General features: G+C 43.8%; 8 protein-coding genes. 4 read left to right on the top strand and 4 right to left on the bottom strand.

The annotated features are described in order from the left end of the window. Nucleotides 1-12: 12 nt before the first annotated feature. The 3 genes from BDE36_RS16665 to BDE36_RS16655 all read right to left on the bottom strand — a co-directional run bounded on the left by BDE36_RS16665 (nt 13) and on the right by BDE36_RS16655 (nt 5,442). Complete coding sequence (locus BDE36_RS16665; RefSeq protein WP_141815763.1) at nt 13-3,429, bottom strand: carboxypeptidase regulatory-like domain-containing protein; 3,417 nt, start codon at nt 3,427-3,429, stop codon at nt 13-15. A gap of 230 nt (nt 3,430-3,659) precedes the next feature. Then, the gene (locus tag BDE36_RS16660) at nt 3,660-4,781 is read right to left on the bottom strand and encodes a FecR family protein (RefSeq protein WP_141815762.1); all 1,122 of its coding nucleotides are present in this window, start codon (nt 4,779-4,781) and stop codon (nt 3,660-3,662) included. 79 nt (nt 4,782-4,860) lie between these two features. After that, nucleotides 4,861-5,442 (bottom strand): RNA polymerase sigma factor, encoded by a 582-nt coding sequence (locus BDE36_RS16655; protein WP_141815761.1) that lies wholly within the window; start codon nt 5,440-5,442, stop codon nt 4,861-4,863. A 191-nt stretch (nt 5,443-5,633) separates the two neighbouring features. Here BDE36_RS16655 and BDE36_RS16650 point away from each other — a divergent pair, with 191 nt between their 5' ends. After that, nucleotides 5,634-6,620 (top strand): family 43 glycosylhydrolase, encoded by a 987-nt coding sequence (locus BDE36_RS16650; protein ID WP_141815760.1) that lies wholly within the window; start codon nt 5,634-5,636, stop codon nt 6,618-6,620. Nucleotides 6,621-6,653: 33 nt separating this feature from the next. On the opposite strand, the gene BDE36_RS16645 is transcribed toward BDE36_RS16650, so the two are convergent. Next, entirely contained in the window at nt 6,654-10,655 is a 4,002-nt protein-coding gene (locus BDE36_RS16645; protein WP_141815759.1) for a hybrid sensor histidine kinase/response regulator transcription factor, read from the bottom strand. A 174-nt stretch (nt 10,656-10,829) separates the two neighbouring features. Here BDE36_RS16645 and BDE36_RS16640 point away from each other — a divergent pair, with 174 nt between their 5' ends. From BDE36_RS16640 to BDE36_RS16630, 3 genes are read left to right on the top strand one after another with little or no spacing between them, the layout of a single operon-like run. Beyond that, nucleotides 10,830-12,485, top strand: a complete 1,656-nt coding sequence (locus BDE36_RS16640) for an arylsulfatase (RefSeq protein WP_141815758.1) — start codon at nt 10,830-10,832, stop codon at nt 12,483-12,485. Between the two features lie 28 nt (nt 12,486-12,513). Further along, nucleotides 12,514-13,758 carry a hypothetical protein gene (locus BDE36_RS16635; protein ID WP_141815757.1) on the top strand — a complete coding sequence of 415 codons (1,245 nt, stop codon included), beginning with the start codon at nt 12,514-12,516 and terminating at the stop codon, nt 13,756-13,758. 39 nt (nt 13,759-13,797) lie between these two features. Further along, on the top strand, nt 13,798-16,893 hold the full coding sequence (locus BDE36_RS16630; RefSeq protein WP_141815756.1) for a SusC/RagA family TonB-linked outer membrane protein: 3,096 nt from the start codon (nt 13,798-13,800) through the stop codon (nt 16,891-16,893). Nucleotides 16,894-16,903: the final 10 nt, after the last annotated feature.

Below are 16,903 nucleotides of genomic sequence, written 5' to 3'. Positions count from 1 at the left end.
ATGCAAAAGAGTTTAAAAATTATAGCTCAGGGATAAGCTGAACGATGTGCCGGTGCGGCGGATGAAGGTGTCCTTGTCTCCCACACGGGTGCGGGTCTTTCCATCTGCCGACGTTTCATAATGACCTTCTTCGTAGTCGCGTGAAAAGCCTTCTTTCCATTTGTAAATATCTCCCCAGTCGAATGCGCCGGCCTCGTTGATCTGGTTGATGCCCATACCTTTCCACTGATCCTGGAGCTCGTAGGTGTCGATGCTGTTGACGTAGAAGCGGTAAGGGTCGTTCAAAATGTTGCTTATATTGAGCCTCGTCTGCAGTTTTTTGTTTTTCAGGAAGCGGTAGCTCAGCTGCGCGTCAAGCTGGTTGCGCGGGCGTTCGTACTCAACGATCTCAGGAGATAGCCCGGTAACGAAGGTTTTATAGCCCATGTGATTAAACGCCACATTCCCTCCAAGGCGGCTGCCATTGTATTGAAGCCCTATGTTGTATACTTTAGGTACCTGCCCGTATAAAGGTCTTTTTTCTTTCTGCTGTACTTTAGTACGGTAAGAATAGGTCTTGCCATATTTATCGGAATTCATGCCTTTACTGGTGAAGGTGCTGGCCTGCACTTCGGAAGTCTGCAGGGTAAGATTCCCGCTTACAAAAATATCATCCATAAAGCCCCAGTCCGGGTTGATGAAGCCAAGGCTTTTACGCACATCGAACTCCCAGCCGTCAACCTTTGCCCATTCGGAGTTTTGGGTGAGCAGGTATACACGTCCGGTAGGGTCTGTCTGTGTACGGTAAATTTCAGCGGGTTTATCGAAGTATTTGTGGAAGTAACCGGCCGAGATTACTTCTCCGGCGCTGGGATACCATTCCAGGCGAAGGTCGTAATGGTCTATTCGCGTTGACAACACCCCTTCATTGCGGCGATATCCCCCCACAACCGGGTCAAAACGCATCATTCGCGAATTTTCGATCAGCGCGGGCCTTACCACTGATTGCGCGTAGGCGGCCCGGATATTCAGGTCTTTCAAGGGGGTAGCTGTTAAGCTGGCAGAGGGGAGGTAGCGCCATGTTTTCTCTTCATTTTCTGCGTCGGCAAATGCACTTACGATTTTGCCGGTTTCGGGGTCTACAAATACTTCTTTTTCGCTTCTCTCGATCAGATCGTTGGTGATCCGGTCGTTGGCACCATTCCTGATCCTTTCGTATTTATAGTATTCTGCACGCAGGCCCCACACCAGGCGCAGCCAGCTGCTGAAGCGGTTGTCGAGCATGCCGTAAACGGCCTGGTTGATATTCTTCCCCTTGTAGCCGTTTTCTGAAAAACCGGCCGGATAATAGAAGAGGTCGGTCAGCGGGTATTTAAAATCCAGGAACTGACTCCATTCCTGTACGGGTACACCGGCATAAACGCCGCCTAATGTGCTGATGGGCAATATAGTCCAGTCATAAATTCCTTCGCGCTGCAGGTACTGGTAGCCTGATTTGACGGTTTGTTTTTGCTGTAACAGCTCGAACTGGTAACTAAGTGCTCCTTCTGCAATTTTGTTGGTTTCAATATATTTGTATTGCGAGCGGTTGAATGTTCCGCCCCCCGGGTTGGTAGGTGAGCTGGGGGTAATCACATACTGCGTACTACCTTCTGCTGCGGGCTTTAGCCAGGCTTCCACGGCATCCTGCTCTGTATTTGTTAACTTATTGCGGGCTACATTCCAGTCAAACCGGAAAGCGCCGAAACTGTGTTCGCCGTTTATACGGTTCTGCAGCAGGTCAATGAACTTGGGCCGGTCATATTCCCGGATCTCGGCATATTCGCGAGGATCGGCAGTATATCCATGTATGCGTGAAAACTGGTTGCTGAATACCCTTGAATAGAAGTTGCGCGAGGTGAGCTTATGGTTTTTCGAGTTCCAGCCCATGTTTAGCAGTGCCCCCCAGGTGGTATTGAAGTTATATTGCCTGGCGGCGGTCGGCATCAATTCTTCACCTGTCCCGGTGTTATAGGTAACATTACCTAGTTTTTCCCATTCCCCACGTCCGAATTGAGCTATATCATCCGTCGCCTGTTCATTGCGGTAGCTTAACGAGCCTGCAAAACCCAGGCGGTGGCTGCCAGCCTGGTAGCTGCGGCCCAGGCTAAACTGGTAATTTTGTCCGGGCGCTGCGGTGTATAGCCGTTCCCCGATACGTTCCAGTCCGCCGATCCGTTTGTTTTGCTCTGCGATCATAGCGGGAGTGATGGCAGTAACACCCGCCGGTGGCGTAGCATAAGGTTTGGAGGGATCATACTGGCCGTTGGCGAAGGTATTGAGGTTTTTGGGAAAATGGTCGCGGCTGCCGTCGTCAAAACCGAGGTAATCATATTTCCCGCGGCCATAGCCCAGGAAATCTTTACCGGTACTGCCTTTGACGTATTTGCTGCCGAAACTGAAAGTGGTGAAATTGTTTTCGGGTACCGCCATGGTATTGATCTGTACCAGTCCGCCGCCAAACCCGAAACTCATATCGGGCGTAGAGGTTTTGTTGACCACCACGTTATCGATGAGATTGCTGGGAACAATGTCGAATTCGAAGTCGCGCACCTGTACATCGGTGCTTGGCAGCGTGGCCCCGTCCATCATGGCAAGATTGTAGCGTTCGGCAATACCGCGCACCACCACCCGGCGGTTGTCGTTGGTGCTGATCCCAGAGATGCGTTTCAGTGTTTCTCCTATATTTTTGTCGGGCAGAGCGGCCATTTGCTCGCGGCTGATGCCGTTGGTAAGGCCCGCTGCGTTTTTTTGTTTAGCGTATAGTGCTACCGTGTTTTCCTGCCGGTAACTGGCTGTTACTGTTACCTGGCTAAGCTTGCTGGTAATGGCGTTTAACACAATATTGAGACTGGTTGGCTCGGCAGATCTTACCACAACCTGGGTAATGCGTTTTGTTTGAAAGGATACGTAGGTGACCTCGATGGTATACGTGCCGGGCTCTATGCTGAAATTATAGCTACCATCGACAGCCGAGCGCGTGGTCTGGCTGGTTTCCAGGATTCGGATATTTGCCCCGGGCAGGGGCTCGCCGCGTTCATCGGTCACTTTTCCCGCGATGCGGCCGGGGAGGAGGGCCTGCCTGAAAGCAGGGTATTCCCCGTAGCCGGGCAAAGTTTCTTCCCTGGATACAATGACGGTTTTTTCCTTAATGGTATATTTCAGAGACTGAGTTTCGAGGATGCTGCTGAGCACTTTCTCCAGTTCTGCATCCTTCACCTGGATGGTGACGGGTTTGGCTGCTTTCAGAATTGCATTGCTGAACAGGAAGTCGTATCCGGTCTGTTCACGTATCTTATCGAATACTTTATCAAGACGTGTGTAATTCTCTGATAACGTGACTTTCTGAGCTTTTGCGCCCGCGCTGACCTGGATGATGGCGGAGATCATGAGAAGGATAGTCAGCTTCATAATCAAAAGTGTTTTGTATAACGCGCGCTTCTGCCGCACGAACTTATTAGGGTAAATAGTGTACATTTGTGATTGCTTGGTATAATGCGGCTGCCTTCTACATTTCGACTTGCTGCAGGCAGTTCGCGCTCCGGTAATTTTTTAATTATCAGGTAATCCAGGCTGAAGGTCATCCCGGTTGGCGCCGGTATGGCCTTTTATATGGATACCAAAAATGGTGATCATGGTGTCTATTCCATCACGGTTACGCTCCTTCCTTCAATTTTAAAATGAACTAATCCTGTTTCTGATAACACAGCCAGTACCTGTCTGATATTTTTTGAGCGCGACACGGTTCCATAGTATCCCTCATTTGAAACCGCTGTGCCATATTTTACATCAATATTGTACCAGCGGCTCAGCTTGCGCATGATGCTTTCGATATTCTCTCCCTTAAAGCGGAAGTAGCCGTTTTTCCATGCTACTGCCTGTTCGGGATCGCCTTCGGTCACTTCTATTTGATTGCGAACCAGTGCGGCTTGCTCCCCGGGCTTTAATATTTTTGAATCGAGTCCGTTGACATTATTCACCTTTACCTTTCCTTCAAGCAGGGTGGTTCTCATGGAGGGCTCGTCATGGTAAGCACAGATGTTAAAATGCGTACCAAGAACGGTAACGAGTTGCTTGCCCGCCAGTACTTTAAAGGGCTTCGACGCCTGATGAGCGACTTCGAAATAAGCCTCCCCGGTAAGGACCACCTGCCGGTCTTTTCCTGTAAAACGGGTTGGATATCTTAGAGAAGAGGATGAATTGAGCCATACTTTAGTCCCGTCGGCGAGATCTACACGGAATTGTCCTCCTTTGGGTGTTTCGGTTGTATTATATTCTACCGGGTTGTGGGTTTTTTGCATAACTACAGTGTAAACCAGTTCTCCATTACGGTTCTTCCGGATACTGATCCCGCTCTGGCGTGCGAGTTCGCCGTTGCCAGCGTCTGTGAGCATAATTTTTTTTCCGTTCGCCAGTGTGAGTGTTGCCTGATTGCGGCCGGGTTCTATATCGGCAGTTTGTGTAGTTTCCGGTTGATCGTTGACATTATGGTACCCGCTATAATAAATGATAGCCGCAGCCGAAATAAACAGGATGAAAGATGCAGCGACGGCGAGAAAACGGTTTCTTTTGAAAAAAGGACGGGGCTCGGGTAGCCCCATGAAAATATCTTCCCCAATATCTTTATACGACTCTGCGTTACTGTGCTCCAGGCGTTTTCGGGTTACCCGGTTGGATAGCTGTTCAAACAGGGCTCGTTCGCCGGGCGTAGCCGTGCCGTCCAGATACTTATCAAGTAGTTCGCGGGCTTCTTTTTTCGTCATGATCCATAAACCGGCTTTACAGGCCGTTAATAGTAAGAGACGCGTGGTAGCCGGATGTCAACAGGAAAAACGAAATTTTTTAAAAATACCAGAAAACCGCTGCGAGAGAGAGTAGAGTGGTGAGTTTAGTCCGGAGCGAGTTTAATGCCCGGTTTAGCAGAGTTCGGGAACTGTGTTCGGTAATGCCGAGTTCTTCGGCTATGGAGCGGTGAGATAATTCCTCGTGTTTACTTTTGCGGTAGACGGCCTGCATGGTTGAGGGCAGGTTTTCTACGGCATCGTCGAGGATGGTGCAAAGTTCGCGGAAGTTGCAGTTATCGTCGGTGCTGCCGGCTTCTTCGCTGAAACTTTGTGCAAGTTCGGCCGCGTATGCATCAGCACGTGATGAGTTATGGATAATCCTCAGGGCCCGGTGGCGTGTTGCTGTGAGTAAATAAGCTTTTAACCCGGTATCGATCTGAAGATATGGACCGCGGTTCCACAAGGTGGTAAAGATGTCATGTACGACGTCTGAGGCGTCGTCCGAATCCTTCAGGATGGAGCGGGCATAGATGTACATCGACTTCCAGTGCCTTTTATATATTTCAGTAAACGCAGCATGGTTATGGTTGCAAAGCTGTGCCGCCAGTTCCGTATCTGCTATTTTACTATAGTGGAGCATCTTTTGTTGCTAAATACCGGCGGTAAAGTTAACGGCTCAACTATACGGGAACGTAATCAAAGCGTTAAGGAAATATTAAGAATTAATTGAATTGCCGCGTGCCTGGAGGCCGGTGTGGCGGCATTGTTGCCTTTAGTGTTGTTTAATTGCAGAAAATTGATTGTGATGTAATATATTTATCGAAAACAATAATGAGAAAATTAATATATACTTTGCTTTTTAGTTTTTTACTATCAGGCATATACGCGCAAGATACGCCAAAGATGTACTATACAGATACATCGTCGGCTGGTATAATGATCGCTAAGGACCCGGTTGTTGTAAGGTTCAGGGGCAAGTATCTGATGTATTATTCGAAGCAGATGTTTCAAAACAATAACGATGGTATGCTGGGATGGAACATCGGTATAGCACAAAGCAAGGATCTGTATCATTGGAGTAAGATCGGCGAAATAAAGCCCCATGCTAGCTATGAACAGCGCGGTCTTTGTGCCCCCGGGGCTATTGTAAAGGAAGGGAAGGTGCATCTTTTTTATCAAACATATGGCAATGGACCTAAAGATGCACTTTGCCATGCATGGTCGGCAGACGGTGTTAATTTCACGCGTGATACAACGAATCCTATTTTTTCTCCGAATGGTAACTGGACCAATGGTCGGGCGATCGATGCCGAAGTATACTTTTACAGGAGGCGTTATTTCTTGTACTTTGCCACCCGCGATAAGGCTGGAGAGATCCAGAAACAAGGAGTGGCAACGGCGTCGGCAAATACCGATTTTAAACGGTCGGATTGGAAGCAAGCGAGTGATGAATCTATTTTGTCTCCTGCGTTAGATTGGGAAGGCCGGTGCATTGAGGGTGCAAGTATTATAAAAAGGAATAACAAGCTCTATATGTTTTATGCAGGCAGCTATAACAACATGCCGCAACAGATCGGTGTAGCAGAGAGTGACGACGGTATTCATTGGCGCCGGCTTTCTGACAAACCGTTTTTACGTAATGGCTTGCCGGGGACGTGGAATTCGAGCGAGTCAGGGCATCCCGGGATTTTTGAAGATGAGAACGGTGAAACCTATCTTTTTTACCAGGGTAATAATGATAAAGGGAAAACGTGGTTTTTATCTAACGTGAAAATTGGGTGGAATAAAGAAGGTCCATACCTTATTTCGGAACCTTAGGTCATGTGAAAAGTAGCGGGAATGAGTAGCTTTTTATAAGTTACCTGTTACCTTTTCCTTATACTGCAAAGGTGAGCACTGATAATGTTTTCTGAAAATACGGCTAAAATAATTCGGATCACTATACCCGCAGTAGTATGCTATTTCGCCAATAGGTAAGTCGTTCTCCAGCATCAGCACCGCTTTTTTTAGTCTGTATTCGTTGAGCAATTCGGTGGCGCTTTTATCCATGAGCTTTTTCAGGCTTAAATGTAACGAAGTCCTGCTTACGCTTAGGTCGTTTGCAATATCATCGACAGTAAGCTTCGGATCTGAAAATCGCTTTTCAAGGACGTCGCTTAATTTCGAAAGAAATTCCTGATCTTTGTTGTTACGGGGGAGGTGGTTTAGTGTGAATTTGCCGATGCCGATTACATGTTCCCTAAGCTGAACCCTCGATTTAATCATATTGGTTACCAATAAATCAAATTCTTTCAGATTAAATGGTTTGTTAAGATAGGCGTCTGCCCCCCTATGGAGTCCGGCTACTCTGGAAGTTTCGGTTGCATCGCTTGATAGTAAAATAAATGGGATGAAATTGAAACGGGCGTCGCTTTTAACTTTATTGCATAGCTCTATACCATCCATTTTGGGCATCTTTATATCACTAATAATCACATCAGGTGCATTTTTAACAATTTTGTTAAAAGCAGAAGCACCATTTAATGCGGTGATGACTTCGTGGCTTTTTGAAAAATGTTTTGACAGAAAATTTAATAGTTCTTTATTATCCTCTACAATAAGAATCTTGTATTTACTTAAACCTACTTTGTCTTGCTCTGCATTATGAATACCCTTGTCCGGTCCGTTGGCTGGTGTTTCAACTTCACTAATCTTGCTGCTTACTTCACTATTTTCTGATGTCAGCAAAGTAAGAACAGGAATAGAAACTTTGACTAAGGTTCCCTTGTTTAGCCTGCTCTCAATGCTAACTTCTCCTTTAAGGTAATTGATCAGGCTATTAACTAATGATAAGCCGATACCGCTTCCTTCAATTCCTTTTCCTTTTGACTGACGGGCTCTGTAAAATGGAATAAAAGCGTTCTTAAGGTCTTCTGAAGACATGCCAATACCTGTATCCTTAATTTCAATAATTACCTTTGCTGTGTTTTCGGAGTTATCTGTCCGGATATTCACATCTATGCTTATTTCTCCTTCGAAAGTGTTTTTAACGGCGTTTGAAATGATATTCATGAGCACTTTTTCTACTTTATCAGAATCGAAATAGCAGTTAAACTGATCCTGATTAGTGTTAAAAATTAATGAGATTCCCTTTTCATCTGTCAGCGTTTTGAACGAAAAGAGAGTACACCTGATCAATTCTAGAATATCGTTTCTTGAGATACGTGACGAATAATGATCGTTTTCCATCTTTGTGAATTCCATCAATTGCTGAATTAACTTAAATAAGCGCGAAGCATTATTTTTGATTATTGACAATTCGGCGTTCTTTTTTAATCTTTCTTCTTTTCTCTCTAAAAACTGGTCTATCGATGCCAGGATCAAGGTTAAGGGGGTTTTGAACTCATGGGAAATAAAAGTGAAGAAGTTTAGCCTGTGCTGGGTAAGTTCCTTGATCTTCTCCTTTTCAATTCTTTCAAGTTGAATTTCAAGTTTTTTCTGGTGCAGGAATTTGATGAAATAAGAATATACCCAAATTAACAGGCATAATAAAATGAAATAAAACAGATAGGCAAGCCTGGTAAGATAAAAGGGGGGAGAAACATTAATAATTAAGGTTCTCTCATCGCTAAGTCTTGTCCCATCTGCATCTACAGCTTTTATATGGAAGGTATAGGTACCAGGTGAGAGGTTTGTGTATGTAACCGCGTTTTTGTATCCTGCATAATTCCAACCCTTTTCGAAGCCTTCTAAATAGTAAGCAAACCTGTCACTACCGGGATTTGCATAATTTAGAGCCGCATAATCTATCGTAAACACATTTTGCGAATAAGATAAATTTATTGATTCGGTATCATCTATCTGTTGTTTTAAGACCGAGTTGCCTCCAACTTTTACACTATTATTAAATAGTAAAAAGTCGGTAAATCTTAAGGGTAGATAGAGGTTCTTTGAAGCAATTTGCTGTGGAGAGAAATAGCTGAGTCCATTAATGCTTCCAAAATATAAGGTCTTGTCGCTTGACTTTAAAAAGGATTTAAAGTTGAACTGATTAGATGGCAGGCCAAGCCTGTTATCATAATTAGTGAATTTATGGCTTCTGACGTCATATTTGGAAAGCCCGCGGTTAGTACTAAACCACATATCTTTGTTCTGATCTTCCAAAGCTCCATATACATTATTGTTTGGCAGGCCGTCTTTGATGGTGAAGCGGGTAAATCTGTCGGTGTCGGTATCATACATCGAAACGCCTCCATCGAGAGTTCCAAACCATAAGCGATGCTCTGTGTCCTTATAGACGCTTATAACCTGGTTGCTTGATAGCTTTGGCGTTGTATAGTGGATCAGAGTATCGTCTTTAATCAGATATCTGTAAACACCATTCTGTCTGGTGCAAAACCACATGTCGCCATTTTTGTCTTCTGTTAGATCATAAATGAACATTTTGCCCAGTATCGCTGCTTTAAATAGTCTGAACGAATTTCTCTGGTAATCAAAAGTATTTAATCCGCTCTGTGTTGCTACCCATAGCATTCCTCTGGAGTCGCGATAAATACCATAAACCTGGTTGTTTGAAAGTGAATTGGGATTATCAGGCTGATTTATATAAATGGTAGTTTTCTTCGTTTTCGTATTGAACCTGTGCACCCCTCCTAAAAAAGTACCCACCCAAACATTTCCGTAGCCATCGTCGTGTATGGCATGCACGTTATTGATGTTTAAGTAATATGGGCGACTGTCTTTATTGATATAAGAAAATGAATTTGTTTTGGGATCATAAACAGATATCCCCCCGTCCTCGGTTCCAATCCAGAGACGACGTTCTTTGTCTTCCATCATCTGGCTTATTGCTTTTCCGCTTAAGCCATCGCCTCTGTCATTGGGTAGAAAGCTTTTGAATCCGAAATTAGCCGGCGGTATAAAATTTGCACCACCAAAATAAGTTCCCAGCCAGATAGAGCCGTCATTCGCAGTATAGGTGGAGTATATGGCTTTGTCATTCAGTTTTTTAGCGTCGTAATTAAAAGACTGCTGATAATTTTCGGACACGCCGGTGCCGAGGTTATAAACATACAAGCCATTTTCGGTGCCGATAAACAGCTTGTTCTCCTTGTTCCTTGTTACCGACCTTACCGTATTTATCTCGTTATTTTCTGATGTACAGAACTGGATTCTGGAAAATCGATCGTCGTCCTGATTGTAACTGAACAAGCCCTTATTGCTGCATATCCAGATTCTATTTTCGCGATCTTTGTAAATAGAGAAAATACTAAAATCGGGTTCTGTGAGATATGAAAACGCGGAGCTGGAAAACTGCCTCTGTATTTTACCTTCTTCATCAATAATTTGCAGCTGGTTGCCAATGTTCAACAACAATCTTCCTCCCGCAAGATTACATATAGATTTAGCGGCATCCCTTTTGGTAATAAGCCTGGATTTTCCGCTCTTTATAATATACAGTCCATTTGAAGTACCAACATAGATATTGTTTTTGTGAAGGTTCAAAAAAAGGATGGCGAATTTTTCAAACCCGGGATATGCATATAGATCATCCTTCCGGGAGTCGTAAAGATACAATCCATTATCAGTGCCCACATAAATGTCATTCCGGATGTTCAAGAGCGAGTTTATCTTGTTTGCCGACCCGCCTAGTTTTGATCCCTTTACATAGTAATTTTTAATCTTATAGCTATCGTACTTGTTTAAACCCTCCCTGGTACCGAGCCATATGAAGCCTTTATCGTCCTGCACAATGCTATATACGGTATTATGTGACAAGCCCTGATTCGAAGTTATTTTTCTGAACCTTACATCCTGCGAAAATGAAAAAGGTGTTATAAGAAAGAACAAAAGGATAATTGCCGACGGCTTCATTATTATGGGTTTGTAATGGCCTCACAATGTCGAAAATAATATTTAGAAACGCTAAGTCAAATTATCAGCAAAAGGGGTTCTAAACAATAGTCCTTAAGATTGTAACATGTGTCCTAATCCTCAGGATGCTTTTCTGCCTAAGATTGTTCTGCCAATTAATCAAACTGAACAGTTATGCAATTCGGGTATTTGAAAGTTATAGCTTTATGCAATATGTTAGTGACGGGCAGTGCTTACGCCCAAAGCTTATCAAGAAACAATACCTCTAAAATTAAACAGACACGTCCGAATATCATCATTATAATGGTAGATGATATGGGATTCTCTGATTTAGGATGTTATGGAGGCGAGATAAAGACCCCTAATATTGATGCCCTGGCTTCATCTGGTATGATGATGACCAATTTCTACAACGACGCCCGTTGCTGTCCTACAAGAGCCTCTTTGTTAACCGGCCAGTATCAGCATAAGGTTGGGCTTACCAGAAATGGAGAAAGCTTAACTAAAAACGGCGTAACAATAGCTGAAGCGTTACAGCAAAATGGATATGCTACTGCTATGGTTGGTAAATGGCATTTATCTAAGGCCGGGCCTATAGCCGACAAGAAACTTCACCTGAGATGGTTAAGCAGGGAATATAACCCTGATACTACCTACGCGGCTCCAGACACATACCCTGCTAACAGGGGCTTCGAAAAATATTATGGCATCATCTGGGGTGTGGTCAATTATTTCAACCCGTTCTCCCTGGTTGAAGGAACGAGGGCAGTGAAAAATATTCCGGCCAATTATTACACCACACATGCTTTCACTGATAAAGCCATCGAATATGTGAACGAATATAAAAACGGCCGGAAGCCATTCTTTATGTACCTGGCCTATAATGCACCACACTGGCCGGTTCAGGCACCCGCCGAAACGATAAAAAAATACGAAAAAACCTATTTAGGCGGATGGGATAGTTTAAGGCGCGTGAGGTATGATCGAATGGTCGCTATGAAACTCATAAATGACAAAGAATATCCGTTTGTGGAAGCTGAGAATGATGCCCTGAAGTGGAAGATGCTGAGTCCTTCACAGAAAATGAATTTTTCTAAAAGAATGGCTACTCATGCCGCAATGATTGATGAAGTTGACCAGGGTGTTGGGAAATTAATCAGCCAGCTTAAAAAGAACGGGCAATATCAAAACACGGTGTTCTTTTTTATGTCTGATAATGGCGCTTCGCCGGAAATTGTTACAACCCCCGGCTACGACAGGCCATCTGCATTGAGTGATGGAACTGCCTTGCAATATGGTTACCCGGATTACGATAAAATAGGTGGTCCGGTCTCTTACACAGGTATCGGAAGCGGCTGGGCCAGCGCATCGAATACTCCGTTCAGATACTGGAAGGCGGAATCGTACAATGGGGGAGCTCTGACCCCGATGTTTATGACGGGGCCGGGGATCATACAAGGTGTAAATAGTTCTTTAGCTCATGTAATGGATATCATGCCCACTTGTCTGGCGATTAGCAGCGCCAGTTACCCGTCGGTTTATAAAGGTCACAAAATCACCTCTATAGACGGTCATAGCCTGGTACCGGTTATGCAAGGAAAAAACAGCGGGCGATACAAGGATTTATTTTTTGAACATGAAGGGGGCCGGGCACTGATATCCGCAGGTTATAAGATAGTTGCCTTGAGAAAGGGTGAATGGGCAATGTACAACCTCAAAAAGGACAAAACAGAATCTGAAAATTTAATTCAATCAGAACCCCGGAAAGCCGCTGAAATGATTGCCAAATGGCAAAAATGGGCGAAAGAAATGGGACTGGAGAATGATTAATTATTAAACCACACCTAAAAAATCAGAAATGGACAAGAAATACAGTATGGTACTATTTTGTGCTGTTTTAGCACTTGGCTTCTCTGCCTGTAAAAAGAATGAAGCCAGGATCACCGTTAAGGAACCGGATCCTGTGATAGGTGCAACACCGGGCAGCTCTTTAAATTATGACTTTACATTAGGAGTGAATCTGAATGAGCAGGCAGATGCTGCTGATATGAATGATCTGGCAGACACAAAGACAAAATGGGTGAGATCTTTTATCGATTTTATACCTGTTTACAAGGCACAGTCGGCGGCTACAGATCCTAAGATAGCGGCATTTATTGCCCTGAAATCAAAAGGATATCATACTGTTCTGAATTTAAAGTTTGATTTCAGGCTACAGGGAGGTTTCCCTGCATTAAACTCTTCGGATTGGAACGGCTATATAAGTTATATATCCACTGTTTTAGATCGGGTAATGCCTTATACTGATGTTTTAATCGTAGGCAACGAACCGTTTATAGAAGCAAATCAATCCGATTGGAACGAACCTCTAAACACTTTTTACAAAGCAGCATCCGCCAGGGTTTACGATTATTTTAAAACCAATAATATAGATAAGCCCATATTTTTAGGCGCATTTGACAATATGTATTTAAGCGGCAGAACCGGGAATGCCGCGATAAATAGCTTATTGAACTTCGCTAAAAGCACGATTTATTTAAAGGGCGTGGATGTACATATCCACCATACGACTAACACCGAGATGCTAAACTCTTTGAAGTACGTAGGAGAAAGGATAAGAGATGATCAGAAAATGATGATCACCGAATTCTCGCTGGTAAAATATTATGAGAGTTATGCCACCACAGATATTGACGCCGCCTTTATTGCCGCTGCCAATGCAAGCACATCTGACAGAATTTACCCACCTCCGGCTGGTGTAACCAAAAACTATCAATACATCGACTATGCACTTAAAAATCCAAGGCCTGCCGCAGAATGGTACGCTTTCTGGCAATATTCGCCCTATCTGCAGGGTGCTAAGGATTATATATGTACTTCTTATGAAAATCTAAAAAATAATGGAAAGGTGTTTGCCGGTTTTTATGCACTTCGGCAATCATATCCTTTCAATACCGATTTTACCGAAACTACCGATCCATGGGTTATGAACGGCCTTTTTATGAACAGAACTGTTGAGCAGGTGGACGGCAGAAACCAAAAGGGGTATAGCTTCCTGGACCAATTTCAAAAGGCGGTGCAGGGTCAGAACCCATGTCAATAAAGAATAATCTAATCATTTATTAATTCTAAATTTTTAAGTATGAACACGTTGTTTACTATACTCTTGAGCAGGAAGCAGAAATTCCTGTTCGCTTTATTGTGTTTCATCTCCATTTCTACAGTGTTTGCACAGCAAACCCAGGTAAACGGAGTAGTGAAATCGGCTAAAGATGGCGAAACTTTGATAGGCGTAAGTGTCCTGGAAAAGGGAACCCGAAATGCAGCAGCTTCGGATGCAAATGGGAGATTCACTATTCGTGTGACCAGGTCAAACGCCGTATTGATCTTTAGTTATTTAGGCCATTTAACTAAAGAAGTGTCTTTACAGGGGAAATCCAATATCTCGGTGCTTCTGGAAGAGGATACCAAATTACTGGATGAAGTGGTGGTAATTGGCTATGGGGTTGTTAAAAAGACTGACTTAACCGGTTCTGTTTCGTCGATAAAAGCGGAAGATTTGACTAAAGGGACCAATATCAATCTTCAACAGGGGCTGCAGGGAAGGGTGCCGGGGGTCCAGATTTATCAAAAAAGCGGAGAGCCCGGAGCGGCAATGAGTGTGCAGATCAGGGGTATTACCTCAATTACAGGTAATAATGAACCTCTATATGTGATAGACGGCTTACCTATCAATAATTCATCGGCCATAGGGGCAGCAAGTACGGGCGGGGCGACTGTGAATCCCAATGATCGTTCTCCATTAAGCAATATAAACCCTGCCGACATAGAATCTATTGAGATTTTAAAAGATGCTTCATCGACAGCTATTTATGGCTCGAGAGGAGCGAATGGCGTTGTGTTGATCACAACAAAGCGCGGAAAAACAGGCAAAATAGCGGTCAGTTATGATGCTTCTTATGGACAGCAAACGCCAAGCAATACCCTGAGATATATGAACGGGGATGAATATACAACAGTGATTAACGGGATAATTGATGAGAATAATCTAAACCCAGCCACCTATTCAAGGGTTACAGGGACCAACTATAACACAGACTGGCAAAGTCTTCTGCTGAAAGATGCTCAAATACAATCCCATGACCTGTCTTTCAGTGGTGGATCTGAAAATACCAAATTTTATATTTCTGCAGGATACTTTAATCAAGATGGTATTATGCTCAATTCCGGTACCAGGAGGTATAATGCAAGAATTAATCTGGAAAATGGAGTTTCAGGTAAGTATGCTATTGGGATGAACCTAACCACCACTTACTCCAGAGATGATTATAACGCTAACGGAACGGGTATAAATGATAATGGAAGTGCGTTTTATATGGCCCAAAACTATGATCCAACAGCGCCCGCTTATAATGCCGATGGTACTTATGCCCGTTCCGGAATAATGAACCCTTTGGACAATCCTGTAGCCGTGATTAATGGCCAGTACTCTATTGGCGATACTTATCGTACGGTTGGGAACATTTATGGAGAGTATTTTTTTATTCCTTCTTTATCAGCCAGGATCAAGGTCGGGGCTGATTTAAATAATACTCAGCGCTCGTTTTGGATAGATCCGTCTACACTTACCGGGCAGTCATATGGTGGTTATGCTGACGTGAGAGATGGGAAGAGAGGTTACTATCTTTTTGAAGGAACACTAAATTTCAATAAGGCATTTGGAGTGCATAGCTTTTCTACGGTTGCCGGGGCGACTTATGAACGTTACACTTCAAGTTCTTTAGTGGCCAACGGCCAGGGATTTACCTTGCCTGATTTAACATACGATGCCATAGGTAGTGGAGACCCTTTGAGAAATGGTGTTGGAAGCGGGCGGCAAGAGAATATTCTGGTATCTTACTTTGGCAGAGTAAACTATTCATGGAATAATAAATACTTACTGACAGCCTCTTTCCGGGCAGACGGATCTGCCCGCTTCGGCCCAAACAACAGATTTGGGTACTTCCCATCAGCGGCGGTAGCCTGGAGGATCAGTCAGGAGGAATTCCTGAAAGGAAATAAAATAATAGACAATCTAAAATTGCGGGTGAGCTATGGTGCTACCGGTAATCAGCCAAACGGTAACTATTTATATTTTTCAACATACTCTCCCGCAAGGAAGGCTGTGTTTAATGGTGTATACTACACCTCCATAAGCCCTACCAGAAGTCCTAATTATAATCTGCAGTGGGAATCTGCCGGCCAGACCGATCTGGGCCTGGATTATGGATTGTTTAAATCCAGGCTCAATGGTAGTGTTGAGTACTACAATAGAAAGACAAAGAAGCTTTTATATAATGTTTCGTTACCACTAAGTTCAGGATTTGGAGCTCAGACGCAAAACGTGGGAAGCATGCGTAATTCCGGGTTTGAATTTGTAATAAACGGGGTTATTGTAGATAAAAAAGATTTAAAATTCGATGTCGGTGCCAACTTATCTACACTCAAGAACGAAATCTTGAGTCTCGGTGGGCAACCGGATTTTATCCAGGCCGGACCGGCAAGTACCGGTCCGCTTTCAATATTAAGACCGGGTGAATCAATTGGTTCCATTTTCGGATACATCGTCGATGGCGTCTGGCAAACAGGCGACGATTTTAGTAAGGTACAGGCGGGAGTACGTCCGGGAGATTTGAAATACCGCGATCTGGACGGTAATAATATCATCAACACTGCCGACAGGACGATACTCGGAAGTTCGTTGCCGGACTTTTACTACGGGTTCAATACAAGTATCTCTTACAAAAAAATCGCTTTGGCAGTAGCCTTTGAGGGATCACATGGCGCCTTGATGCTGAACAATAGTTTGCTGGATTCTTACTATCCTTTTGATTTCAGGCGAAATAAGCTGGCCGACCTCTATTTGAACCGATGGACACCGAGCAATCCTACTAATGAATATCCGTCGTTTGTTCCAGGGGGCGTACAGAACTCGTTTATAGTGAATACTAAAACGGTGGAGGATGCTTCTTATTTAAGGTTGCAGTCAGTGCGTTTATCTTACACATTACCAGTATCAAAATTAAAGGCCTTTAAAAATGCCACTGTTTTTGTAACGGGTCAAAACCTGTACACCTTTACTAACTATTCAGGTGCAGATCCAGCAATAAATGCAAATGGGGGCAATATAGTGAGGGTTGACTACAGTTCTTATCCATTGACAAGAACAATTACAGGGGGGCTTAACATCCAGTTTTAACAATTAAATT

Origin of the sequence: Arcticibacter tournemirensis, from assembly GCF_006716645.1 — a bacterium.
Classification (GTDB): domain Bacteria; phylum Bacteroidota; class Bacteroidia; order Sphingobacteriales; family Sphingobacteriaceae; genus Arcticibacter; species Arcticibacter tournemirensis.
The sequence above is the reverse complement of the archived record's forward strand: the minus strand, read 5'-3'. Positions and strand labels throughout refer to the sequence as shown.

What these genes read in the sequence shown, in the direction of transcription:
- BDE36_RS16665 (WP_141815763.1), bottom strand. Translation starts at nt 3,429, where the DNA reads ATGAAGCTGACTATCCTTCTCATGATCTCCGCCATCATCCAGGTCAGC.
- BDE36_RS16660 (WP_141815762.1), bottom strand. Translation starts at nt 4,781, where the DNA reads ATGACGAAAAAAGAAGCCCGCGAACTACTTGATAAGTATCTGGACGGC.
- BDE36_RS16655 (WP_141815761.1), bottom strand. Translation starts at nt 5,442, where the DNA reads ATGCTCCACTATAGTAAAATAGCAGATACGGAACTGGCGGCACAGCTT.
- BDE36_RS16650 (WP_141815760.1), top strand. Translation starts at nt 5,634, where the DNA reads ATGAGAAAATTAATATATACTTTGCTTTTTAGTTTTTTACTATCAGGC.
- BDE36_RS16645 (WP_141815759.1), bottom strand. Translation starts at nt 10,655, where the DNA reads ATGAAGCCGTCGGCAATTATCCTTTTGTTCTTTCTTATAACACCTTTT.
- BDE36_RS16640 (WP_141815758.1), top strand. Translation starts at nt 10,830, where the DNA reads ATGCAATTCGGGTATTTGAAAGTTATAGCTTTATGCAATATGTTAGTG.
- BDE36_RS16635 (WP_141815757.1), top strand. Translation starts at nt 12,514, where the DNA reads ATGGACAAGAAATACAGTATGGTACTATTTTGTGCTGTTTTAGCACTT.
- BDE36_RS16630 (WP_141815756.1), top strand. Translation starts at nt 13,798, where the DNA reads ATGAACACGTTGTTTACTATACTCTTGAGCAGGAAGCAGAAATTCCTG.